This window comes from Agrobacterium sp. CNPSo 3708 (assembly GCF_028674915.1).
GTDB lineage: Bacteria > Pseudomonadota > Alphaproteobacteria > Rhizobiales > Rhizobiaceae > Agrobacterium > Agrobacterium cavarae.
This window is the reverse complement of record NZ_JAQZSF010000010.1, coordinates 20,493-42,589: the sequence shown is the minus strand read 5'-3', so window position 1 is coordinate 42,589 and position 22,097 is coordinate 20,493. Positions and strand designations below refer to the sequence as shown.

General features: G+C 59.4%; 18 protein-coding genes. 11 read left to right on the top strand and 7 right to left on the bottom strand.

Features of this window, described 5'->3' with window-relative positions:
* Window positions 1-1,682 precede the first annotated feature (1,682 nt).
* The 10 genes from PVA19_RS20115 to PVA19_RS20070 all read left to right on the top strand — a co-directional run bounded on the left by PVA19_RS20115 (window position 1,683) and on the right by PVA19_RS20070 (window position 12,129).
* Window positions 1,683-3,014, top strand: a complete 1,332-nt coding sequence (locus PVA19_RS20115) for a L,D-transpeptidase family protein (protein ID WP_274103951.1) — start codon at window positions 1,683-1,685, stop codon at window positions 3,012-3,014.
* 186 nt (window positions 3,015-3,200) lie between these two features.
* The gene (gene glyA, locus PVA19_RS20110; protein ID WP_111849861.1) at window positions 3,201-4,490 is read left to right on the top strand and encodes a serine hydroxymethyltransferase; all 1,290 of its coding nucleotides are present in this window, start codon (window positions 3,201-3,203) and stop codon (window positions 4,488-4,490) included.
* A gap of 12 nt (window positions 4,491-4,502) precedes the next feature.
* The gene (gene nrdR / locus PVA19_RS20105; RefSeq protein WP_062423522.1) at window positions 4,503-4,982 is read left to right on the top strand and encodes a transcriptional regulator NrdR; all 480 of its coding nucleotides are present in this window, start codon (window positions 4,503-4,505) and stop codon (window positions 4,980-4,982) included.
* Between the two features lie 4 nt (window positions 4,983-4,986).
* Window positions 4,987-6,078 carry a bifunctional diaminohydroxyphosphoribosylaminopyrimidine deaminase/5-amino-6-(5-phosphoribosylamino)uracil reductase RibD gene (gene ribD, locus PVA19_RS20100; protein ID WP_274103950.1) on the top strand — a complete coding sequence of 364 codons (1,092 nt, stop codon included), beginning with the start codon at window positions 4,987-4,989 and terminating at the stop codon, window positions 6,076-6,078.
* Window positions 6,078-6,689 (top strand): riboflavin synthase, encoded by a 612-nt coding sequence (locus PVA19_RS20095; RefSeq protein WP_062423520.1) that lies wholly within the window; start codon window positions 6,078-6,080, stop codon window positions 6,687-6,689. Before ribD ends, PVA19_RS20095 begins: the two co-directional genes overlap by 1 nt.
* A gap of 58 nt (window positions 6,690-6,747) precedes the next feature.
* Window positions 6,748-7,383, top strand: coding sequence for a LysE family translocator (locus PVA19_RS20090; protein ID WP_113260448.1), 636 nt, complete (start codon window positions 6,748-6,750; stop codon window positions 7,381-7,383).
* A gap of 136 nt (window positions 7,384-7,519) precedes the next feature.
* The gene (gene ribH / locus PVA19_RS20085; RefSeq protein ID WP_062443485.1) at window positions 7,520-7,966 is read left to right on the top strand and encodes a 6,7-dimethyl-8-ribityllumazine synthase; all 447 of its coding nucleotides are present in this window, start codon (window positions 7,520-7,522) and stop codon (window positions 7,964-7,966) included.
* Window positions 7,967-7,970: 4 nt separating this feature from the next.
* Window positions 7,971-8,468 carry a transcription antitermination factor NusB gene (gene nusB, locus PVA19_RS20080; protein WP_274103949.1) on the top strand — a complete coding sequence of 166 codons (498 nt, stop codon included), beginning with the start codon at window positions 7,971-7,973 and terminating at the stop codon, window positions 8,466-8,468.
* A gap of 97 nt (window positions 8,469-8,565) precedes the next feature.
* Complete coding sequence (locus PVA19_RS20075; protein WP_274103948.1) at window positions 8,566-9,786, top strand: MFS transporter; 1,221 nt, start codon at window positions 8,566-8,568, stop codon at window positions 9,784-9,786.
* 204 nt (window positions 9,787-9,990) lie between these two features.
* Window positions 9,991-12,129 carry a sodium-translocating pyrophosphatase gene (locus PVA19_RS20070; RefSeq protein ID WP_112359320.1) on the top strand — a complete coding sequence of 713 codons (2,139 nt, stop codon included), beginning with the start codon at window positions 9,991-9,993 and terminating at the stop codon, window positions 12,127-12,129.
* 21 nt (window positions 12,130-12,150) lie between these two features.
* On the opposite strand, the gene PVA19_RS20065 is transcribed toward PVA19_RS20070, so the two are convergent.
* From PVA19_RS20065 to PVA19_RS20035, 7 genes are read right to left on the bottom strand one after another with little or no spacing between them, the layout of a single operon-like run.
* Window positions 12,151-13,110, bottom strand: coding sequence for a sugar kinase (locus PVA19_RS20065; protein WP_274103947.1), 960 nt, complete (start codon window positions 13,108-13,110; stop codon window positions 12,151-12,153).
* Between the two features lie 6 nt (window positions 13,111-13,116).
* Complete coding sequence (locus PVA19_RS20060; RefSeq protein ID WP_274103946.1) at window positions 13,117-14,175, bottom strand: ABC transporter ATP-binding protein; 1,059 nt, start codon at window positions 14,173-14,175, stop codon at window positions 13,117-13,119.
* Between the two features lie 43 nt (window positions 14,176-14,218).
* Window positions 14,219-15,040, bottom strand: coding sequence for a carbohydrate ABC transporter permease (locus PVA19_RS20055; protein ID WP_062423513.1), 822 nt, complete (start codon window positions 15,038-15,040; stop codon window positions 14,219-14,221).
* Window positions 15,040-15,978: a carbohydrate ABC transporter permease gene (locus PVA19_RS20050; protein WP_113179230.1), complete on the bottom strand. Its 939-nt coding sequence runs from the start codon at window positions 15,976-15,978 to the stop codon at window positions 15,040-15,042. The genes PVA19_RS20055 and PVA19_RS20050 overlap by 1 nt, the downstream gene beginning before the upstream one ends.
* Window positions 15,978-17,306 carry an ABC transporter substrate-binding protein gene (locus PVA19_RS20045; RefSeq protein ID WP_113326034.1) on the bottom strand — a complete coding sequence of 443 codons (1,329 nt, stop codon included), beginning with the start codon at window positions 17,304-17,306 and terminating at the stop codon, window positions 15,978-15,980. The genes PVA19_RS20050 and PVA19_RS20045 overlap by 1 nt, the downstream gene beginning before the upstream one ends.
* A 53-nt stretch (window positions 17,307-17,359) precedes the next feature.
* On the bottom strand, window positions 17,360-18,019 hold the full coding sequence (locus PVA19_RS20040; protein ID WP_062423510.1) for a GntR family transcriptional regulator: 660 nt from the start codon (window positions 18,017-18,019) through the stop codon (window positions 17,360-17,362).
* A gap of 12 nt (window positions 18,020-18,031) precedes the next feature.
* Window positions 18,032-18,916 (bottom strand): dihydrodipicolinate synthase family protein, encoded by an 885-nt coding sequence (locus PVA19_RS20035; RefSeq protein WP_113326550.1) that lies wholly within the window; start codon window positions 18,914-18,916, stop codon window positions 18,032-18,034.
* A 408-nt stretch (window positions 18,917-19,324) separates the two neighbouring features.
* On the opposite strand from PVA19_RS20035, the gene PVA19_RS20030 reads away from it, so the two are divergent.
* On the top strand, window positions 19,325-21,958 hold the full coding sequence (locus tag PVA19_RS20030) for a DNA translocase FtsK (RefSeq protein WP_443111651.1): 2,634 nt from the start codon (window positions 19,325-19,327) through the stop codon (window positions 21,956-21,958).
* The last annotated feature ends 139 nt before the right edge of the window (window positions 21,959-22,097 follow it).

Sequence of the window (22,097 nt, the reverse complement as noted above, 5' to 3'; positions counted from 1 at the left end):
TAGAGAACAGATTTCGCTTTCAAATTAGAATACTCTAACTGGCGCGGTAATGCGTAGAAGGGCACTCAAATGCACGGGTGGCGTATATTCGCGCGCCACTCTCGCGCCACCGAATCCGACCTCCAGCGGTAAATTTTGGGCGCTCACGGATTCCCTCCGTGAAGTGCCTTTCCACCATTCTGTTGGACGTTAGAATGGGATGTCGTCATAGAGAATGGCTTGAACCACCATTACATTCTTCAATTTTACTTACGCCCTTGGCTAGGCCCCGACAATAAGCTGCGTTCCAACGCGGATACGTGCTCTGTGGCAGAAAGGTGAGCGCGATGTGCTCAGCCGCGAAGGCTTTAGCGGAAGGGAAGAGAGCGCGAGATGATCTCAAATCCATCCAAAACGCCGCTGATGCTATGGCTCGCAATCAGTCTCGTCCCGTGGATGAGCGGCTGCGCGACGCCCGCAAGCGCGGCTTGTATCGTGTACGCACAAAATCGCCCCACGATTAGCGAGAGCGACACACTGGAAACCCAGTTGAGCATTCAGAACCTTGATGTAGCCATGTATTCGGCCTGCAAATATTCCAAGAGAATCATATAGATGCGCTAGGTCGTGGTTGAAAGGCGATTTATTGGCTGAATTCGGCTGTTCAGAGCCTGTGAATAAGTCTTCTTTGTAAACGATGAATACATTTTAAAATCAATAACTAAGTCCAATAAATGGGTAGTTGCGCCTGTGTACTAGTTGGGGCTTCATCTTTACTGCTATTGCATCGAATCGGGTGTTTGGTCAGTATGCGCAGCAGGCAGCAGCACTTCTTGTTTTTATTTAAGCAGAGGTGCGCCCATGGAAGACCCGAGAGACTCCCTACATTTTGAAATTGGCTGGTTCAAAGCGTCGGCAGTTGGCCGCTTCACCATTGTATCCGTCTTAACCGTTTTTGTGGTTTTGGTGGGATGCGTGTGGGTGTTTGGATTTGGTCAGCTCGGAACCACTGTCACTGACGTAGCTCCTCAGATAGCAACGGGCAGATAAAAATCCGCCGAAGCGGGTTCTCTAGTCGTTATGCAGCTTCGTCTCGCCGTTGTTCCTCTGGAAATGCTTTGTCCCAAGAGGGCGTGTCGCCTTCGGAGGTCGGGTCGCAGCTCTGGCACAAGATGCCATCTTATAACATCACGGAAATCTATGCCTCGGCCTCGCCGGATTACCTCGAAAAGAGCGCTGTCGCGATAGAAAAGCTACTACGCGCCGCTATACCGTTGGACGCGCCACCGACCCCGAGCGCACGATGACGCGCCAAATACGCGCTAGTCTTCGGGAATTGTGAAGATAATTCAAGTGTGGAACGCTTGTGGAATGAATCGATCGCATATCGTCTCTGAGGACGTCGCCACAGAGTTTTGCATAGCCGCGTGCGCAAACGCGTCCGGCTTGTTGCATTTTTGTGCGGTTCACGCTGAAACGGCCCGGCGACACAGCTTCGTGAGCAGTGTCAAGGTGACACGAATTGGCCATATTGGTATGGGACCGCCAAAGCGAGGGAGCCGGCGGTCTCTTCCATCATCGCATGATGCGTCAGTTTTGTTTTCGCATGAAGTATTTCCTGCCGGCAGGCGTCCGAAAACGTTTGTTAATCATGTTGTTCTAGGCATCCATAAGGTTGCCTGACGAAATGGCTGGTAGGTAGAATGACTAAGAAATCCGTGCCCGAATTGCTCTCTCGCCGCGCCATGCTGCGCTCCGCCGTTTCGCTCGGCGCTGTCGCGCTGGCAGCACCCGCGCTGGCGCAGGATGCGTTCAACGATCTGATCGGATCCTCGCGCCGCGGCAATTGGGACGATCAGTTCGATGCGAACTCCTCGCGCTCGGCCGTTGGTGTCGTTTCCAACAACCCGGTTCTTGGCCCTGAAGCCCCCACCTACATGCAGCAGGCGATCATGCAGTATCAGCAGATCGTCTCCAATGGCGGCTGGCCGGAAGTGCCGGCAAGCCAGCAGCGTATGCAGATCGGCGTCAGCGATCCATCCGTTCAGGCGCTTCGCCAGCGTCTGATGATTTCGGGCGACCTTCCGCGTGAAGCCGGTATCTCCAGCGCTTTCGATTCCTACGTCGATGGCGCGTTGAAGCGCTTCCAGGCACGCCATGGCCTTCCAGCAGATGGCGTGATCGGCGAATATACGCTGAAGGCGCTGAACGTTTCGGCGCAGCTGCGCATGGCGCAACTGCAGACCAACCTCATCCGCATCCAGACGATGGCGGGCGATCTCGGCCAGCGCCACGTGATGGTGAATATTCCGGCAGCCTCCATCGAAGCGGTGGAAAACAATCGCGTGGTTCTGCGCAACACGGCTGTTGTCGGCCGCGCCAGCCGCCCGACGCACATCATCAACTCGAAGATCTACGAAATCATTCTCAACCCATACTGGACGGCTCCGCGCTCGATCGTCGAAAAGGACATCGTTCCGCTGATGCAGAAGGACCCGACCTATCTGGAGCGCAACAACATCCGCCTGCTGGATGGCCGTGGCCAGGAAGTGTCTCCTCAGACGGTGGATTGGTTCGCGCCCAAGGCGCCGAACCTGATGTTCCGTCAGGACCCCGGCAAGAACAACGCTATGTCCTCGACCAAGATCAACTTCCACAACCCGAACAACGAATACATGCATGACACGCCCCAGCAGGGCCTGTTCAACAAGCTGATGCGCTTTGAATCCTCCGGCTGCGTGCGCGTGCAGAACGTGCGCGACCTGACGACCTGGATGCTGCGCGACACGCCCGGCTGGTCGCGTCAGGAAATCGAGCGCGTCATTGCAAGCCGCGTCAACACGCCGATCAAACTCTCAACCGAAATCCCGGTCTACTTCGTCTACATCACCGCATGGTCGGCAAAGGATGGCGTCGTGCAGTTCCGTGACGATATCTACGGCAATGACGGCAATGCCGAATTGGCGCTCAATACGACGAACACGCAGGAGCAGCCATCCGGCTCGATCGGCGAGGATCTGTTGCCGCGCAACTGATTGCTGTTCAGAAAGACAAGAAAGCCGCGCCCCACCGGACGCGGCTTTTTTCTTTGTGCATGTCGCGCATTTTGCATTTTTTACGCGCGACGTCGCAGTTTGACGGTCAAATCTCGCTGCGCTTATTGCTCTTATACGGGTGGGGCGCTAAGACGCCATCGCATTACTGTTTCAGGAGCCTTCATCATGTCGAACACAGATGCCTTCTTCTCCAAGCCGCTTGCCGAAATTGATCCGGATATCTTTGGCGCGATCGAGAAGGAGCTGGGTCGCCAGCGTCACGAGATCGAGCTGATTGCCTCGGAAAACATCGTGTCCCGCGCCGTGCTCGAAGCCCAGGGCTCGATCATGACCAACAAGTATGCTGAAGGCTATCCGGGCAAGCGCTATTATGGCGGCTGCCAGTTCGTCGATATTGCCGAAGAGCTTGCCATCGACCGCGCCAAGAAGCTATTCGGCGTCAACTTTGCCAACGTTCAGCCAAACTCCGGTTCGCAGATGAACCAGGCCGTTTTCCTCGCGCTCTTGCAGCCGGGCGATACGTTCATGGGTCTCGACCTGAATTCGGGAGGTCACTTGACCCACGGTTCGCCGGTCAACATGTCCGGCAAGTGGTTCAACGTCGTCTCCTATGGCGTTCGTGAAGGCGACAACCTGCTCGACATGGACGAAGTGGAACGTAAGGCCAAGGAAACCAAGCCGAAGCTCATTCTGGCTGGAGGCACGGCCTATTCCCGCGTCTGGGACTGGAAGCGTTTCCGCGAGATCGCCGACGAAGTCGGTGCCTATCTGATGGTCGACATGGCGCACATTGCAGGCCTCGTTGCCGGTGGCCAGCATCCTTCGCCATTCCCGCATGCGCATGTGGCAACCACCACCACCCACAAGTCTCTGCGCGGCCCGCGCGGCGGCATGATCCTGACGAACGACGAAGATCTGGCGAAGAAGTTCAACTCCGCCGTCTTCCCTGGTCTCCAGGGCGGTCCGCTGATGCACGTCATCGCTGCCAAGGCTGTTGCCTTCGGCGAAGCGCTGAAGCCGGAGTTCAAGGACTACGCAGCCCAGGTCGTCAAGAACGCCAAGGTTCTGTCCGAAACGCTGATCGAAGGCGGCGTCGATGTCGTATCCGGCGGCACGGACAACCACCTGATGCTGGTCGACCTTCGCAAGAAGAACGCCACCGGCAAGCGGGCGGAAGCAGCACTCGGTCGCGCCTACATCACCTGCAACAAGAACGGTATTCCCTTCGATCCGGAAAAGCCTTTCGTCACCTCCGGTATCCGCCTCGGCACGCCAGCCGGCACGACCCGTGGCTTCAAGGAAGCCGAGTTCCGCGAAATCGGCAAGCTGATCGTGGAAGTTCTCGATGGTCTGAAGGTTGCCAATTCCGATGAAGGCAATGCTTCGGTGGAAGCAGCGGTACGCGAGAAGGTCGTCGCTCTGACCGATCGCTTCCCGATGTATCCCTACATGTAAGAAGGCGATAGGATGCGCTGCCCTTTCTGCGGTTCTGAAGACACTCAGGTCAAGGACTCACGTCCGGCGGAGGATAACACCTCCATCCGCCGGCGGCGCATCTGCCCGGATTGCGGCGGCCGCTTCACCACCTATGAGCGTGTGCAACTGCGCGAACTCATGGTGATCAAGAAGAGCGGCCGCAAGCTGGCATTCGATCGGGAGAAGCTGGTGCGATCCTTCGAGATCGCGCTACGCAAGCGCCCTGTCGATCGCGATCGTATTGAGCGCGCAGTGTCTGGCATCGTGCGCCGGCTGGAAAGCTCGGGCGAAACGGAAATTGCATCGGAAGAAATCGGCCTGCAGGTGCTGGAAGCGCTGAAGAGTCTCGATGACGTGGCATTCGTTCGCTATGCCTCGGTCTATCGCGATTTTTCCCATGCGGAAGACTTCGAAAACGTCATCGCGGAAATCAACGCCAAGATCGCCCGCGATACAGACTCCGGAACCTGAGACTGTGGCTTCCCAGGCCGAAGACGAAAGATTCATGGCGCGGGCCATCGAGGTTTCGCGCCAGAATACTGGCTTTACCGATACCAACCCTTCCGTTGGATGCGTTCTCGTCAAGGATGGCGTGATCGTCGCCGAAGCCGTCACATCGGTCGGCGGCAGGCCGCATGCCGAGCGCAATGCGCTGGACCTTGCCGGTGAAGCGGCGCGTGGCGCCACCGCCTACGTGACGCTCGAGCCCTGCGCCCATTGGGGAAAGACGCCGCCCTGCGCCAACGCACTGGCGCATCATGGCGTCGCCCGTGTCGTCGTCGCCGTGGACGATCCGGACGAACGCGTCTCGGGCCGCGGCTACCAGGTCTTGCGCGACGCGGGGATCGAAGTCCAGACAGGTGTGCTACGGAGGGAAGGCGAGCGAGCGCTTTCCGCCTATCTCACGCGCAAGATCAAGAAGCGCCCCCACGTGATCCTGAAACTCGCGGTCTCTGCCGATGGCATGATTGGCCGAAAGGGCGCTGGCCAGGTTGCGATCACGGGATCGGAAGCGCGCCGTGCCGTGCATGAATTGCGTGCCCGCTGCGACGGCATTCTCGTGGGGATCGGAACGGCTGTCGCCGATGATCCCGAGTTGAATGTCCGCATATCGGGATTGGAACAGTATTCGCCCATTCGCTTCGTGCTGGACAGACGACTGGAATTGCCGACCCATTCCAAGCTGGTGAAGACCGCGCGCGACGTTCCGCTTGTCGTCGTGGAAATGCCAAGTTCTGCAGAGGCACGCGATCTTGCGGAGAGGCGCGCTGTGCTGGCATCGGCAGGCGCCGAAGTGCTGAGCGCGAAGAACATTGAGGATCTGCTCCTCATACTCGGTGCACGCGGGCTTTCGGAGCTTCTCGTCGAAGGTGGTGCGGTTGCCGCCAAGGCCTTCCTCGAGGCAGGCTTGGTGGATCGCATCCTGTTGTTCGAAAGCCCTACCGTCATTGGTACCGGCGGTATTGAAACGCCGATCATGCGCGCCGATATCCCTGACACCTATTCCCTCGTCGGTGAGACCGTCTACGGTCCCGACCGCTGTTTCGATTATGAAAGGCCGCTTTGATGTTTACCGGTATCGTCACCGATGTTGGAACCGTTTCCGAGCTTCACCCGCTGGCCGAAGGCGTGCGTCTGCGCGTCGCCACCAATTACGATCCGAAGACCATCGATATGGGCGCGTCCATTTCTCATGGCGGGGTCTGCCTGACGGTGACGAAACTGCCTGAAGAGGGCAGCAACGAGCGCTGGTATGAGGTCGAGGCCTGGGAAGAGGCGCTTCGCCTCACCACCATATCCGCTTGGCAAACGGGAACGCGCGTCAATCTCGAGCGCGCCCTGAAAATCGGCGACGAACTCGGCGGCCATATCGTTTCAGGTCACGTTGATGGCAAGGCCGAAATTCTCGCCGTCGAGCCGGAAGGGGAGGCGGTGCGTATCCGTTTGCGCGCGCCGGAGCATCTGGCAAAGTTCGTTGCGCCCAAAGGCTCGGTGGCGCTGGACGGAACCTCGCTGACGGTGAATGCGGTGGACGGTCCGGATTTCGATGTGCTGTTGATCCGCCACACGCTCTCCGTCACCACCTGGGGTGATCGCAAGCCTGGCGATTTCGTCAATTTCGAAGTCGATACCATGGCCCGTTACGCAGCACGGCTTGCGGAATTTCCGTCGAAGTAGGATGCTCCGTCACAATCATGAAGGCGCTGAGTGAGCGCCAAACTCTACGGAGCTCACAATGGCGTCTTATGAACTACTTGCGGCATTCCTGGTTACGACGGCTCTGTTTGCCTATGTGCCAGGACCTGCGATGCTTTACACAATAGCCCAGACCATGGCGCGGGGCCGCGCTGCCGGCTTGATGGCCGTGCTCGGCATTCACCTTGGCTGTTATGTCCATATCATTGCGGCGGCCGCTGGCCTTTCGGTCCTGTTTCAGGCAGTCCCATGGCTTTATCTCGCGGTGAAGTTCGGCGGTGCCTGCTATCTCATCTGGCTTGGCTTCTCAATGCTCAGAGCCCGGCTCAACGACGAAGCAACGGGCAGCGTCACGATTTCTCAGAAGTCTGCAAAACGGGCCTTCATCGATAGCATTGTCGTTGAGGTGTTGAACCCGAAGACGGCTTTGTTCTTCCTGGCATTCCTGCCGCAATTCGTCGATCCGGCCGCGGCGTTTCCGATCTGGCTGCAGTTCCTGATCCTCGGCGTTGCCGTCAACATCATCTTCACCTCGGCGGATTTTGTCGTGGTTCTGGTGGCGGGGCTTGCAGCTGGACGGTTGAAGCGGTCGGCTTTGGCGCAAACGGTTGCCCGGCGTGGAGCCGGTGCGATTTTGATGGGGCTCGGTCTCCATCTGGCGTGGCAGAGAAGCTGATCGTAGCCACGAAAACCGGCTCGCGGCACCGCGCACGCGGCAGCATTGCATTAAAAATGCTTGCCAAGCGCGGCCAGCCATGGTTTGACCGCCCCAAAAGCCGGTATGATCCGGCGCAAATTTTCAGGAAACCCCCATGTCCCAGCCCCATCTTCTCATCGTGGAAGCACGCTTTTATGACGATATGGCCGATGCCCTGCTCGATGGCGCAAAGTTCGCGCTCGAAGAGGCTGGCGCCACCTATGACATCATCACTGTTCCGGGCGCGCTGGAGATTCCCTCCGCGATTGCCATGGCGCTCGACGGCGCAGACAATGGCGGCACGGAATATGATGGCTTCGTTGCGCTCGGCATGGTCATCCGCGGTGAAACCTATCACTTCGATATCGTCGCCAATGAATCCTCCCGCGCTATTATGGACCTTACCGTCAGCGAGTCGCTCGCCATCGGCAATGGCATCCTGACCGTCGAAAACGACGAGCAGGCCTGGGCGCGCGTTCGTCGTTCCGACAAGGACAAGGGCGGTTTTGCCGCACGTGCCGCGCTGACCATGATCGAGTTGAAAAAGAAGCTGGGTGGTTGATCGGATGACGAGTGTCGAAAACGGCGCAGAGCCGCGTCAGCCTTCCATCAAGCCCGTCAACCAGCGTGGCGCTGCCCGCCTTGCGGCGGTACAGGCGCTCTACCAGATGGATGTCGGCGGTACCGGCGTCATGGAAGTGGTTGCCGAATATGAGGCGCACCGCCTTGGCAAGGAAGTGGATGGCGAGACCTATCTGAAGGCCGACCCGTCCTGGTTCCGCTCGATCGTTTCAGGCGTCGTGCGCGACCAGACGAAGATCGACCCGCTGGTGCGTTCCGCACTTCAGGAAGACTGGCCGCTGTCGCGCCTCGACACCACCGTTCGCGCTATCTTGCGCGCTGGCGCCTTCGAAATCCTCGAGCGTAAGGACGTGCCGGTTGCAGTGGTCGTCACCGAATATGTCGAGATCGCCCGCGCGTTCTTCGAAAATGACGAGCCGAAGCTCGTCAACGCGGTTCTTGATCGTATCGCAAAGCAGGTTCGCGGCGAGACCAAGCGTTAAGTTTCACGCCCTCACTTTTTGATTTCCCGCAAGGCTGGCCAGCAAGCCGCATTATAGTCTTTGCGGGACATACTCCGATTGGGAAGGTGGGGACGAGATGAGCGCGGTATCGGTTGCGGGCCTGGAAGGCCAATTGTCTGAGGCCAGGCGCAACGTTTTCCTCCTCACCCTTGCACAGGCCATTCTCGGTTCCGCCGGACCGTTGAGTTTTTCGGTGGGTGCGCTTGCGGGTTACCAACTCCTTGGAGCCGACAAATCCCTGGCGACGGCGCCGCTTACCGGCTTCAACATCGGTGTTGCCCTCGGTGCCGTGGCGGTTGCACTTGCCGCTCGTTTTCTCGGGCGCAAAGCAGGCTTCATTCTGGGAGCGCTTCTGTGTTCGACCGGCGGCGCGCTGGCTGCCGTCGCACTCTTTCGGATGGATTTCTGGCTCTTCGCGCTCGGCTTGATGCTCATCGGTCTTGCTGGCGGCTTCACCCAGAAAATCCGTTTCGCAGCGGCCGATGCCTCGCCCTCCTTCTATAAGCCGAAGGCCATTTCCTGGATTCTTGCGGGCGGTGTTGTCTCTGCCATTGTCGGCCCCCAGCTTGCGATTTTCGGTAAGGATGTCCTTGCTCCGGTTACTTTCGCAGGCACATTCATTGCGCTCGTGCCGCTTGGACTTCTGGCGGGTGGGATCTTGTGTTTTCTGAAGCTGCCGGAGTTGAAGCAGACGGTGTCTAGTGCTCCGGCTCGGCCGCTCTTCGAGATCATAGCCACCCGCCGCTTCATCACTGGCATGATCTGCGGCATCGGCTCCTATGCCCTGATGACCTTCATGATGACAGGCGCGCCGCTTGCCATGGTCATCGGCTGCGGCTTTCCGAGCGAACTGGCAACGCTTGGAATACAATGGCACGTGCTTGCGATGTTCGGGCCAAGCTTTTTTACCGGTGTCCTGATTGCCCGCTTCGGCGCGGAGAAGGTGGTGGCCGCGGGCCTCGTCATACTCATGGCCTGCGCCATCGTCGCCCATATGGGCGTCGAACTCTGGAACTTCTGGCTGGCACTGATCCTGCTCGGGGCAGGGTGGAACTTCGGATTCATCGGCGCAACCTCGATCGTATCCTCCAGCTACCGGCCGCATGAAGCGGACAAGGTGCAGGGATTTCACGACATCATCCTCTTCGGCACGGTTGCGCTTTCGTCCTTCTCGTCAGGGCAGGTCTTCACCGCCTGGGGCTGGTCGGTGATGAACCTCGTCATCTGGCCAGTTGCCGGTTTTTGCATCATCCTTGTGCTGACATTGATTTTCAGCCGGACGCAAAAAGTGGTCTGAATCAGAACCATACGCACCAGCACGTGATCTTCGGGCTTGACGCGACGCGTCATCGCAACGCAATCTTGCCACCGCAAGCCATTCTTCCCGGGGAGGGGATGAAATGGCTCATCCTGGTGTAAGGCGTTCTGCGCCTCACGCCCCGCATGTGGTTTCGCCCGCCGGGGAAATGTGACGAACCGGCACAATGGGAGGTAAGTGCGAATGACCGTCATTGCATTGGTAATTTTATGCGGTGTCCTATCGATCGCTTATGCGATTTGGGCAACGAAGAGCGTTCTGGACGCCGATCAAGGCAACGAGCGCATGCGTGAAATAGCAGGCTATATTCGCGAGGGGGCTCAGGCCTATCTCGCACGTCAATATCTGACCATCGCAATCGTCGGTATCATCGTCACGATCGCTGCGTGGATTCTTCTCTCTCCGGAAGCCGCAGTCGGTTTCGTCATTGGAGCCGTTCTTTCCGGTGCTGCCGGTTTCGTCGGCATGCATGTTTCGGTGCGGGCCAATCTTCGCACGGCCCAAGCCGCATCCCACAGCCTCGCAGCCGGTCTCGATATCGCCTTCAAGTCCGGCGCCATCACCGGCATGCTTGTTGCTGGCCTGGCACTGCTCGGCGTCTCCATCTATTATTTCATCCTAACCTCGGTGCTCGGCCACCCAGCCGGCTCGCGCGACGTGATCGATGCGCTGGTCTCGCTCGGATTCGGCGCATCGCTGATCTCGATCTTCGCCCGTCTTGGTGGCGGCATTTTCACCAAGGGTGCGGATGTCGGCGGTGACCTCGTCGGCAAGGTCGAGGCTGGTATCCCGGAAGACGATCCGCGCAACCCGGCCACCATTGCCGACAATGTCGGCGATAATGTTGGCGACTGCGCAGGCATGGCCGCCGACCTCTTCGAAACCTACGCGGTTTCCGTGGTGGCGACGATGGTTCTAGCGGCCATCTTCTTTGCCGGAGCGCCGGTGCTGGAAAACGCCATGCTCTATCCGCTCGCCATCTGCGGCGTCTGCATCCTGACGTCGATTGCCGGGACCTTCTTCGTCAAACTCGGCACCAACAATTCGATCATGGGCGCGCTCTATAAGGGCCTGATTGCCACCGGCATCTTCTCGATTGCTGGACTTGCGGTCGCAACCTCGCTCACCATCGGCTGGGGTTCTATCGGAACCGTTGCCGGCATGGACATCACCGGCACTAACCTGTTCTTCTGCGGCCTTCTCGGCCTCCTGGTAACGGCACTGATCGTCGTGATCACCGAATACTATACCGGCACCAACAAGCGTCCGGTCAACTCCATCGCTCAGGCGTCGGTCACCGGCCACGGCACCAACGTCATCCAGGGGCTTGCGGTCTCGCTTGAATCGACAGCACTCCCCGCCATCGTCATCGTTGGGGGCATCATCTCCACATACCAGTTGGCGGGCCTGTTCGGTACGGGCATCGCGGTTACCGCGATGCTCGGTCTTGCCGGCATGATCGTTGCGCTCGATGCCTTTGGCCCGGTGACGGACAATGCCGGCGGCATTGCCGAAATGGCGGGTCTCGACCCGGATGTGCGCAAGGCCACCGACGCGCTCGACGCAGTCGGTAACACCACCAAGGCCGTGACCAAGGGCTATGCCATCGGCTCGGCCGGTCTCGGCGCCCTCGTTCTGTTTGCGGCGTATTCCAACGACCTTGCCTACTTCGCGGCGAACGGCGCAACCTATCCCTACTTCCAGGATGTCGGCGAGATTTCCTTCAGCCTCTCCAACCCTTACGTGGTGGCGGGTCTGATCTTCGGCGGTCTGATCCCCTATCTCTTCGGTGGTATTGCCATGACCGCCGTCGGCAAGGCGGCCGGCTCCATCGTGGAGGAGGTTCGCCGCCAGTTCCGCGAAAAGCCCGGCATCATGCAGGGCACGGAAAAGCCGGATTACGGCAAGGCCGTGGACCTGCTGACCAAGGCAGCCATCCGCGAAATGGTCATCCCGTCGCTGCTGCCGGTGCTGGCACCGATCGTCGTCTATTTCGGCGTGCTGCTGATTTCCGGCTCCAAGGCGTCTGCCTTTGCAGCCCTCGGCGCCTCGCTGCTCGGCGTCATCATCAACGGCCTCTTTGTTGCAATTTCCATGACCTCGGGCGGCGGTGCCTGGGATAACGCCAAGAAGAGCTTCGAAGACGGCTTCGTCGACAAGGATGGCGTGCGCCATGTCAAAGGCTCGGACGCCCACAAGGCATCCGTTACCGGCGATACGGTGGGTGACCCTTACAAGGATACGGCTGGTCCCGCAGTCAATCCGGCTATCAAGATCACCAATATCGTGGCGCTGCTGCTGCTGGCGGTCTTGGCGGGTTGATATCAAAAATTAGGCCGCTCCTCAGCTTTGAGGGGCGGCCTCAGCCAACCAGGCGGTCATCGCCGCTTCCGCTTCGGCCCGCGTCGGCGTGCCTGTTCGCCCACCGAAAACCTGACACTTCAACGCTGCCGCCACGGACGACAGCTGGATGGCGGCACGGCTCTCCATCCGTTCCGCCACAGCCAAGGCAAAGGTTCCATGAAACACGTCGCCGGCGGCGAGCGTGTCCACCGCTTCGATGGCCATGGTCGACTGAAAATGGATGGTCGGGTCGCCGGCTTCCGTCCAATAGCATCCTGAAGGCCCGGCGGTGACAGAAATGAATGTCTCCGGGTAGCGCGCATGGAGAACCGAAACCATCGCCGAAACATCGGAAAGGCCGGTCAGCCGTTCCGCTGCGGGCTCGGAAAAGATGATGTGGCTTGCAGCGGGTGCGAGCTTCTCCAACGTTTCCACCGGCGCAACATCTCCGTCCAGAATGGCGGGTTTGCCAAGTTGTCGCGCAACGGTCAGCACATCAAGGGCGAGTTCGGGCCAGCGGACGTCCACAAGAACGGCATCGAAGGGCGCGATATCGGCTTTCGTGCAGGAGCGTTTGTTCTCGTGCAGCCTGTGATCGTAGAAGGGGACGATCAGTCGCTCGCCCCGGTCATCGATCAGGATGGTGGAGAGCGCAGAGCGCGCACCCTTGGCGACTGTCATGCCGGACGTATCGATTCCGCTCTCCGACAGGTCGCGCAGAATGCGCGCGCCCGTCTCGTCATCGCCAACAGCGCCCCATAGGCTTGCGCGACCGCCCATGCGGTGGACGGTGTAGGCAGCGCTCGATGCCATGCCCTCGGCAATCTGCAGCATGTCGTAAGGCAGAACCTTACCTTGCCCCGTCGGCATGTCATGCACGCGAAACAGCGTGTCCAGCACGGCCGCGCCGACGCAGAGCACGTGGCGGCCGTGGCCCTCATCTTTTTTCTCGCTTTGCATCGATGCTCAGATTCGCTTGCCGGTTTCCTTATCGAACAGGTGCACCGAATCGGGATCGATGGCAACACGAACCGTATCGCCAAAACGGATATCCAGGCGCTCGCGGAAGAGGCAGGCAATGTCTTCGCCATTGCAATTCAGCTTGGCATAGATTTCCGAGCCGGTGCCTTCCACCAGCTCCACCCGTCCCTCGATGCCGGTTTCGGCAGCGCGAATGTGCTCGGGGCGGATGCCGTAGACGAGGTCACGCCCGCCAAGCGTTGCGGGATTGGCTGTTGGCGGCAGAGGCAGCGTCAGGCCCTTGGCGGTACGGAAAACGCCTTCCTCGACACGGCCGCGAATGAAGTTCATGGCCGGCGAACCGATGAAGCCGGCGACGAAGAGATTGGCTGGGCGGTCGTAAAGTTCGAGTGGCGCACCGATCTGCTCGATGATGCCGTCATGAAGCACGACGATCTTGTCGGCCATGGTCATGGCTTCGACCTGGTCATGCGTCACATAGATCGTGGTGGTGCCGATGCGCTGATGCATGGACTTGATCTCGCCGCGCATCTGCACTCGCAGCTTGGCATCCAGGTTGGAGAGCGGCTCGTCGAAGAGGAACACCTGCGGATCGCGCACCAGGGCACGGCCCATGGCAACGCGCTGGCGCTGACCGCCGGAGAGCTGGCGCGGGTAGCGATCCAGCAGTTTTTCCAGTCCAAGAATGCCAGCGGCCTTGTCCACCTTGGCCTTCGTCACGGCGGCATCGACCTTCTTGAGCTTCAGGGCAAAGCCCATGTTCTCGGCGACGGTCATGTGCGGATAGAGGGCGTAGTTCTGGAAAACCATGGCGATATCGCGGTCACGTGCCGGCAGGTGGCTCACCTCGCGTGCACCGATATGGATTTCGCCGTCGCTCAGCTCTTCGAGACCGGCGATCATGCGAAGCAGGGTGGATTTGCCGCAGCCGGACGGGCCGACCAGAACGACGAATTCTCCGTCACGAATATCGATATCGATACCGTGGATGACATTGACGGCGCCGAAGCGCTTCTGGACATTCTGGATATTGACGGGTGCCATGATGATTATCCTGTAATAAAAGCCATTGCAGCGATCGGTCGGATCAGCCGCCCTTGACGGCGCCAGCGGTAAGGCCTGCGACGATCTGCTTTTGTGCGAACATGGTGAGTAACAGCACCGGCAGCGTGACGATCAGCGCTGCTGCGGCAAGCGGACCCCAACTGACCTGCTCGAAGGACAGCATGTTGTAGACCGCAACCGGGAGCGTTCGCGTTTCGCGACTGGCCAGCACAATGCCAAAGACGAAGTTGTTCCATGAGAAGATGACGGCGAGGATGAAGGATACTACGATGCCAGGCTTGGCAATGGGCAGCGCCACGAGGCGAAACACCTGCCAGGACGACGCACCGTCGATGCTCGCCGCCTCTTCCAGTTCCTTCGGGGTCGTCTCGAAATAGCCGATCATGATCCAGACGACGATCGGAACCGTCACCACCAGGTGGATGATGATCTGCGGCCAGAGCGTGCCAAGCAGGTTCAGCCATTGGAACAGAAGAAACAGCGGAATGAGGAAGGAAAGGCCAGGCGTCATGCGCGCTATCATGATGACGATCGCTGCTTTTTCCGCCTTCAGCCGCGCAATGCCGTAGCCTGCCGGAACGCCGATCACCAGCGCAAGAATGGTGGCGGCGCCCGTGACCAGCACGGAGTTCCAGAAATACAGGAAGAAGTTGTTTTCCTCGAACACCTTCACATAGTTCGACCAGGCGAAGCGCTCAGGGATGAGGATCGGCGGATAGGCGCCGTTATCGATCTCGAATTTCAGCGAGAGCGAAATCATCCAGAGGAAAAACAGGATGACGGGGGATATCATCACCAGCGCGATGAAGAACAGGCCGATGCGGTCTAGGTTTCTGCGGGACATCAGCGATCCTCCATCTCGTTCCACTGGGTGCGCGCACGAACCATCAGAAGAACGAAGGAGAGCGCGATGATGACGATGAAGAAGACGACGGCCATGGCCGAGGCATAGCCGATGTCGTAATAGGCAAAGGCGGTATTGTAGAGGTAGATGTTGATCGTTTCCGATGCCGTGCCAGGGCCCCCTTGCGTCATCGCGTAGATGATGTCGAAGCTCTTCACTGCATCGATGGAGCGGATGATGACGGCAATCATCAGGAAGGGTGCGATCATCGGCATGGTCAGATAACGGAACTTCTGCCAGGCATTGGCGCCGTCGATTTCAGCACTTTCATAGGGCTCGCGCGGAACGGCTGCCAGACCACCGAGAACGATGAGCATGACCAGCGGCGTCCACTGCCAGGTTTCCACCAGAACCAGCGAGGGGATGACGGTGGACTGGTTGTAGATCCATTCCAGCGGGCCGATGCCAATGAAAGACAGAAGATAGTTCAGCACGCCAAGCTGCGGGTGGAACATCATTGTCCAGACCAGCGCGATGGCGACCGGGGTCGCCATCATCGGCATGACGAAAACGCCGCGCAGGAAACCGCGCAGCGGGAACTGCGCATCGAACACAAGGGCAGCCAAGGTGCCGAGGAAGAGCGGCGCGACAACCGACAGGACTGTGTAGACCAGCGTGTGCCAGAGCGATTCCCAGAACCGCGCATCACTTGCCAATCGGATGTAGTTGTCGAAACCGATGAAACTCTGCTCTTGCCCAAGCGTCCAGCGTTGCGCGCTCATCCACAGGGTAAAGACCCAGGGGAAGACGATCACGGCGCCAATGACGACGAGAGCGGGAATGACGAAAGGCCAGTAATTTGGAGCAAGCCGTGGCGGCTTGCTCCCCTGCGCGACCTTCGTCACCGCTGCATTATGTTCGATGCTGACAGACACCATTATCCCTCGCTGCGTGCCAGAACAGGTGCGAACTGTTCGGTCGCTTTCTTGAGTTCTGCGGCGGGATCTGCACCGCCGATCATGTTGGTGAGACCAACGCCGTAGATGTCGCGGAACTCGGTCACCGGAATGATGACCGGCAGCGCAAGCTTCGACACCTTGCCGGAACCGACCACCGCATCCAGCCATTCGGCTGGCATCTTCACGCCTTCACGCACCTTCGCATCTTCGAGGATGGACTGGCGGAACGGAACGCCGGCACCGGCCTGCAGAAGACGCGCACCCATGTCGTGAGAGATCGCCCACTGGCAGAAGAGATAGGCCGCTTCCTTCTTTGTGCTGGCTTCGACGACGCCAAGGCCATCACCGAATGTGCCAGCCGCCTGCGCTGCCGGACCCTTCGGCATCACGCCATAGCCAGTCTTGCCGACGACGCGGGACTTTTCCGGGTTTTCGATCGGCGGTGCGAAGCCGACGCCATCCAGCCACATGCCGATCTTGCCCTGAAGGAAGGCAGACTGCGCTTCGGCCCAGTTGAAGCCGGAAACGCCGGGAGGTGCGGCCTTGGTCATCAGACGCTGGTAGAGCTTGGCCGCTTCTACCGCTTCCTTGGACTCGGTGTTGATCTTGCCATCGGTGATCGGCTCGCCGCCGTAACCGAGCATCAGGGTGGTCCAGACCGGGGTGTTGGCGTTTTTCAGGCCGCGGGCCACGAAACCGTAGGTGTTGGTGGACGGATCGGTGATCGCTTCTGCAGCGGCGACCAGTTCCTCGAAGGTCTGAGGGTACTTCAGGCCCTTGGCTTCGAAGAGATCCTTGTTCCAGTAGAGAATCCAGTAATCCACCGAGAATGGCAGCGAGCGCAGGACGCCGTCGCTATCCTTGGCAAACTGCATGCCGGCCGCGGCAAAATCGCTTTCGACCAGCGACGGATCGGTCAGCGAAGGGTCCTTCATGAAGCCGCTGATATCGGCGAGCCACTTGCCCTTCTCGAACTGGCGCTTCTGAACGTGGTAGCTCAGGTGCACGACGTCGAAGCTCGGCTTGCCGGAGGACAGTTCGATGACGACCTTCTGGCGCTGCTGCTGTTCCGGCGTCGCCTCGGCATTGACCTTGATGCCGGTCAGTTCTTCGAATTCCTTGATGTATTTCAGAAGCGTTTCGCTGCGCGGGCTCTTGACCAAGTTGACCTCGAGCGTCGTGCCGGCATGCTTCTTCCAGTCCACTGCGGCTGACGCGGAGCGCACACCGAACATGGCTGCGCCGCCAAGGGCCGCCGTGCCGGCCAGGAAGGCGCGGCGCGTTGGGCTCATAAATGAATGTGTCATGAAGTCCTCCTCTTGACGCCGGGATCTCCTCATCCCGGCTTTATGGTGATCTCTCAAACCGCGAGTGCTCTATCCCTCGCGCTGCGAATATGGGCAACCAGTCTCTCGACCGCTTCGTCGACATCGCGTCGTTGAATGGCCTCGATGATGGCAAGGTGCTCGGCCATGACCGATTTGACATGGCCGGCGATGCGGAAGCGCTCCTGATTGATCAGGCGCATCTTGATCGAATTGACGCGATAGGCGTTCGAGATGATCGAGTTGCCGAGCGCGTCGATAAAGGCGTCATGCATGCCCCAGTCCACGGCCTGGGCGCGTGCATCGAGTTCGGTCGAGCCGTTGCCGCTATTGGCAAGTTCGGCGATCTCGCGATGGTCTTTCAGCAACGCCGCAATCGCGTCGTCGGAGGCGGTGCGGGTGAAATTCGCCACCGCTTCCTTTTCCAGCAGGATGCGGAACTGAAAGGCTTCGCGGATGAGGTTGATGTCGATATGGGCGACCTGGAGACCACGCTGCGGCACGGTCTTGATCAGCCCCTCAGCCTCCAGTCGCGGGATTGCCTCGCGGATTGCACCGAGAGGCAGCCCTGTCATCTCTACGAGCCGACGCTGGGAAATAAACTGACCGGGCCGGACGTCACGCGCGAGGAGATGGTGCGTAAAGCTCTCATACGCCTTCTCTCTCAACGTCGTCTGTTCGGCCACATCATCCATTTACGATCCCTTTCAAGCCGCCTGTTTGCTGAAGAGCGACCCGAATGCCGCTTCGATCTTTTTACGATCTTCTGCGGAAATGGAGACCAGCGGTGGACGCACAGTGTGCCAGATCGTCTCGCCGGTCACGTAGGAGACAAGCACCTTCACCGCAGGCGTCACCGGGAACTTCAGCAGCTCGACGACGAGGTCTTGCACACGCTTGTCATCCTTGCCCTCGACCGCCATGGCGCGAATTTCAGCGGGTAAGAAGTTGGCGCAGCCGGAGATCGCACCCTGACCGCCCATACGAACGCCCTGGGCCAGATGGCGCTCGTCGCCGATGAGGATGATCAGATCGCCATGCTCCTTTAGAAGCCGTTCCGTATGCGGCCAGTTGCCGGATGAGTCTTTGACGCCAACGACGATACCGGGAAAAGCCTGCTTCAGGCGACCGACAAGCTCGACCGACAGCGTCACCATCGTCACCGACGGAATATTGTAGACGAGGATGTCGCGCGCGGTGGATCCGATCTGCGAGAACACCGAAGAGAACCAGTCGAACAGACCGTCATCGCTGACATTCTTGAAATAGGAAGGAGGGGCAAGGAGGATGTTACGCACGCCGGCGTCGAGGGCGGCAAAGGCCTGGTCGGCAGCATCCTGCGCCGAGTCGACCAGAACGCCGACGACGATATTTTTCGGCGAGATACCGGCACTCAGGCATGAGGCGAGGATATCGGCCCGCTCACGGGTGCCGATCGAGCTACCTTCGCCGGTGGTGCCGAAAAGGGTGATGCTGTCGCAACCCGACGACAAGGCGCGCTCGGCCTGCTTGATCATTGCATCTATGGCAATCGTTCCATCTTGCATAAAGGGTGTCGTCAACGCTGCCGAGAGGCCGAATTTACCAGTCACGTCCATGCTCCTCCAAAACTGATGGAGATGTGATAAGACATTAACATGTCAGTTGTAAAGTCACCGGTGTTCAGTTTGTTGTTATGAAGCGCGATGAATTGGGGAGAGGGAGGTCGGCAGGCCCCCTTACTGAGGATTGCAAAAAACACCGTGTCGGCTGCTGGATAAAACGGCGAGGGGGAAAGTACTGAATTGCGTGGCACGGTCGCCACAGCCAGCTTTAACTCTGTTGAAATTCGCGAGTTCGGCCGCTTTAGCAATAGGTGGTTAACCTTTATTTTTTATCTCAGTTGCTGTGCCAATTGTCCGTTTATGATGAGTGTACAGGCTGTCATGCGTTTTCCCCGATCCAATTTTAATAATCCAGGCAATGCGATAGAGGGGGGAGAGGCTGAATCGGCAGACAACATGGTTCAGCATCCCCAAATCCCGGACGTGCCGGCGCAAAGCTTGACGAGGGCTGAGCGCGCCGCCGTGGGTCGTAACGCCGATCAGATCGCTGCCAATGCGATTGAAGGCCGCCCGGATATGCCCGGCTGGCAGAATGCGTTCACGCTCGGCCCGAATGTGCGCTTTTCCCGCACACCGCAGAGCATCTTCTCCAGGAAGAACGCTGCCGGTGAAGACATCGTCGCAGAGCAATCAGCCGAACAGGGCGAGGGAGAATCTCCCGTGGTTGAAGATGCCGCCCATGCGTCTGCGACTTCAACTGAGAAACAGTCGGCGCCGGTGGAGCGCCGCATCGCAAAGCCTGCAGTGCTGCCGCAGCCGCCAGGTGCCACGGGTGCCAGGGCTCTCAGCTATCGTCTGCGTCGCGAACTGGCATTGCGCCAGCAGCAGGAACTAATGCAGCAGGCCGAAGCCGGTACATCGGTGGAAGCCCCGGTTCAGCCAGCCGCGATCGAAGCGAGGCGCGAGACCGGTGCCGCCGAACAGATCGATGTGGCCTGCTTCCCGGCAGAGCACCAGCACAAGCCCACGCTCGACGTGCCAGCCTTCGCCGCCCATCTTTCCGACGACATGTTCTGGGAAGTCATGAACCTTGACGTCGAGGGCACGATTGCGCCGGACCGTCAGCCCATGCGCCTGTCTGAACTGGCAAGGCTGAAGGCGCAGCGTCTGGCCGCAACGAAACTCACCGCAGTTGAGCAGCAGCCGGCCCCCATCCGTGTTCCTCTCTTGCGCCAGCCACGCGCGGTCGAGCCTGTCGTCATTCGCCAGCAGCCCCGGCCAAGCCTGCCTTCCATGCCGGCATCGGCCGATTTGAACGGATCGGCCGTCTCGCTCTATCGCGAAGTCGGCATTCGTGGCTATCAGCCGGCCCAATCCGAGCCGGAAGAGATCGTCGAGGCGACGCTGGTCGATGAGGCCGTCCCTGTAGTCGATATTGTCGAACCGGTTGCGATTGAGGCGCCGTCGCCGCGCCGCGAGATCCGCACGGTTGCCCGCAACAATCAGCCAATGTTCCTCGATGCACCTGTCTTCGGGGAAGGCGAATATGAGTATCCGCCAATCGACCTTCTGCAGCCACCGCAGGTGCAGCAGACGACGACAATGACGCCGGAAGCGTTGGAGCAGAGCGCAGGGCTTCTGGAAAGCGTGCTGGAAGATTTCGGCATCAAGGGCGAGATCATCGATGTGCGCCCCGGCCCCGTCGTGACGCTTTATGAATTCGAGCCAGCCCCGGGCGTCAAGTCGTCGCGTGTCATCGGCCTGTCGGATGATATTGCTCGCTCCATGTCGGCGCTATCGGCCCGCGTGGCGGTTATTCCTGGCCGCAACGTTATCGGCATCGAATTGCCAAACCCGGTGCGCGAGACCGTCTACTTCCGCGAACTGATCGAATCCCACGACTACGCCGATACGCGGATGAACCTGGCGCTCTGCCTTGGCAAGACCATTGGCGGCGAGCCGGTGGTGGCCGAGCTCGCCAAGATGCCCCACCTACTGGTGGCGGGCACAACCGGATCGGGCAAGTCCGTTGCCATCAACACCATGATCCTCTCGCTGCTCTACCGGTTGAAGCCGGAAGAATGCCGCCTGATCATGGTGGATCCCAAGATGCTCGAGCTTTCCGTCTATGACGGTATTCCGCATCTCCTGACTCCCGTCGTCACCGATCCGAAGAAGGCCGTCATGGCGCTGAAATGGGCGGTGCGCGAGATGGAGGATCGCTATCGCAAGATGTCGCGCCTCGGCGTTCGCAACATCGACGGCTACAATGCGCGCGCTGCCGCTGCTCGCGCCAAGGGCGAGACGGTGATGTGCAACGTCCAGACCGGTTTCGACCGCGCAACGGGCGAGGCAGTCTACGAGCAGGAGGAAATGGACCTCACGGCCATGCCGTACATCGTCGTCATCGTCGACGAGATGGCCGACCTGATGATGGTGGCTGGCAAGGAAATCGAAGGCGCGATCCAGCGCCTGGCACAGATGGCGCGTGCTGCCGGTATCCACCTGATCATGGCAACGCAGCGTCCCTCGGTCGATGTCATTACGGGCACGATCAAGGCCAACTTCCCGACGCGTATTTCCTTCCAGGTCACCTCGAAGATCGATAGCCGCACGATCCTGGGCGAACAGGGTGCTGAACATCTTCTCGGCCAGGGCGACATGCTGCACATGATGGGCGGCGGACGCATCGCCCGTGTTCACGGACCCTTCGTCTCCGACGAGGAAGTCGAAAAAGTTGTCGCGCATCTGAAGACGCAAGGTCGTCCGGAATATCTTGGCACGGTAACGGAAGATGCCGACGAGGCCGATGAAGGCGAGGATGAGGACAGCGCCGTCTTCGACAAGACCGCTATGGCCGAAGACGATACGGCCGACCTTTACGAGAAGGCCGTGAAGGTGGTGCTGCGCGACAAGAAGTGCTCGACCTCCTATATCCAGCGTCGCCTGTCGATCGGCTACAACCGCGCGGCATCGCTGGTGGAGCGGATGGAGCAGGAGGGCATCGTCGGTCCTGCCAACCATGTCGGCAAGCGCGCCATCATCATCGGTGAGCGGGATGCTCACGAGGTACCCGGCGCTGGCGACTGAGAGTGGGTCGCTAGAATAGCGGATTGAAAGTAAGAAGGCCGGCTGCCCTGACAGGCAGCCGGCCTTTGTGTCTTATTGGAGCCAGGTGCTCGTGTTGGACTGAGGGCGATAGACGTCGCCACAACTAAGGTCGCTATGA

Coding starts and splice junctions, on each gene's coding strand:
- PVA19_RS20060 (WP_274103946.1), bottom strand. CDS start 14,175: ATGGCACCCGTCAATATCCAGAATGTCCAGAAGCGCTTCGGCGCCGTC.
- glyA (WP_111849861.1), top strand. CDS start 3,201: ATGTCGAACACAGATGCCTTCTTCTCCAAGCCGCTTGCCGAAATTGAT.
- PVA19_RS20075 (WP_274103948.1), top strand. CDS start 8,566: ATGAGCGCGGTATCGGTTGCGGGCCTGGAAGGCCAATTGTCTGAGGCC.
- PVA19_RS20030 (WP_443111651.1), top strand. CDS start 19,325: ATGGTTCAGCATCCCCAAATCCCGGACGTGCCGGCGCAAAGCTTGACG.
- PVA19_RS20065 (WP_274103947.1), bottom strand. CDS start 13,110: ATGCAAAGCGAGAAAAAAGATGAGGGCCACGGCCGCCACGTGCTCTGC.
- PVA19_RS20045 (WP_113326034.1), bottom strand. CDS start 17,306: ATGACACATTCATTTATGAGCCCAACGCGCCGCGCCTTCCTGGCCGGC.
- PVA19_RS20055 (WP_062423513.1), bottom strand. CDS start 15,040: ATGTCCCGCAGAAACCTAGACCGCATCGGCCTGTTCTTCATCGCGCTG.
- PVA19_RS20070 (WP_112359320.1), top strand. CDS start 9,991: ATGACCGTCATTGCATTGGTAATTTTATGCGGTGTCCTATCGATCGCT.
- PVA19_RS20115 (WP_274103951.1), top strand. CDS start 1,683: ATGACTAAGAAATCCGTGCCCGAATTGCTCTCTCGCCGCGCCATGCTG.
- PVA19_RS20095 (WP_062423520.1), top strand. CDS start 6,078: ATGTTTACCGGTATCGTCACCGATGTTGGAACCGTTTCCGAGCTTCAC.
- PVA19_RS20040 (WP_062423510.1), bottom strand. CDS start 18,019: ATGGATGATGTGGCCGAACAGACGACGTTGAGAGAGAAGGCGTATGAG.
- nusB (WP_274103949.1), top strand. CDS start 7,971: ATGACGAGTGTCGAAAACGGCGCAGAGCCGCGTCAGCCTTCCATCAAG.
- nrdR (WP_062423522.1), top strand. CDS start 4,503: ATGCGCTGCCCTTTCTGCGGTTCTGAAGACACTCAGGTCAAGGACTCA.
- PVA19_RS20090 (WP_113260448.1), top strand. CDS start 6,748: ATGGCGTCTTATGAACTACTTGCGGCATTCCTGGTTACGACGGCTCTG.
- ribH (WP_062443485.1), top strand. CDS start 7,520: ATGTCCCAGCCCCATCTTCTCATCGTGGAAGCACGCTTTTATGACGAT.
- PVA19_RS20050 (WP_113179230.1), bottom strand. CDS start 15,978: ATGGTGTCTGTCAGCATCGAACATAATGCAGCGGTGACGAAGGTCGCG.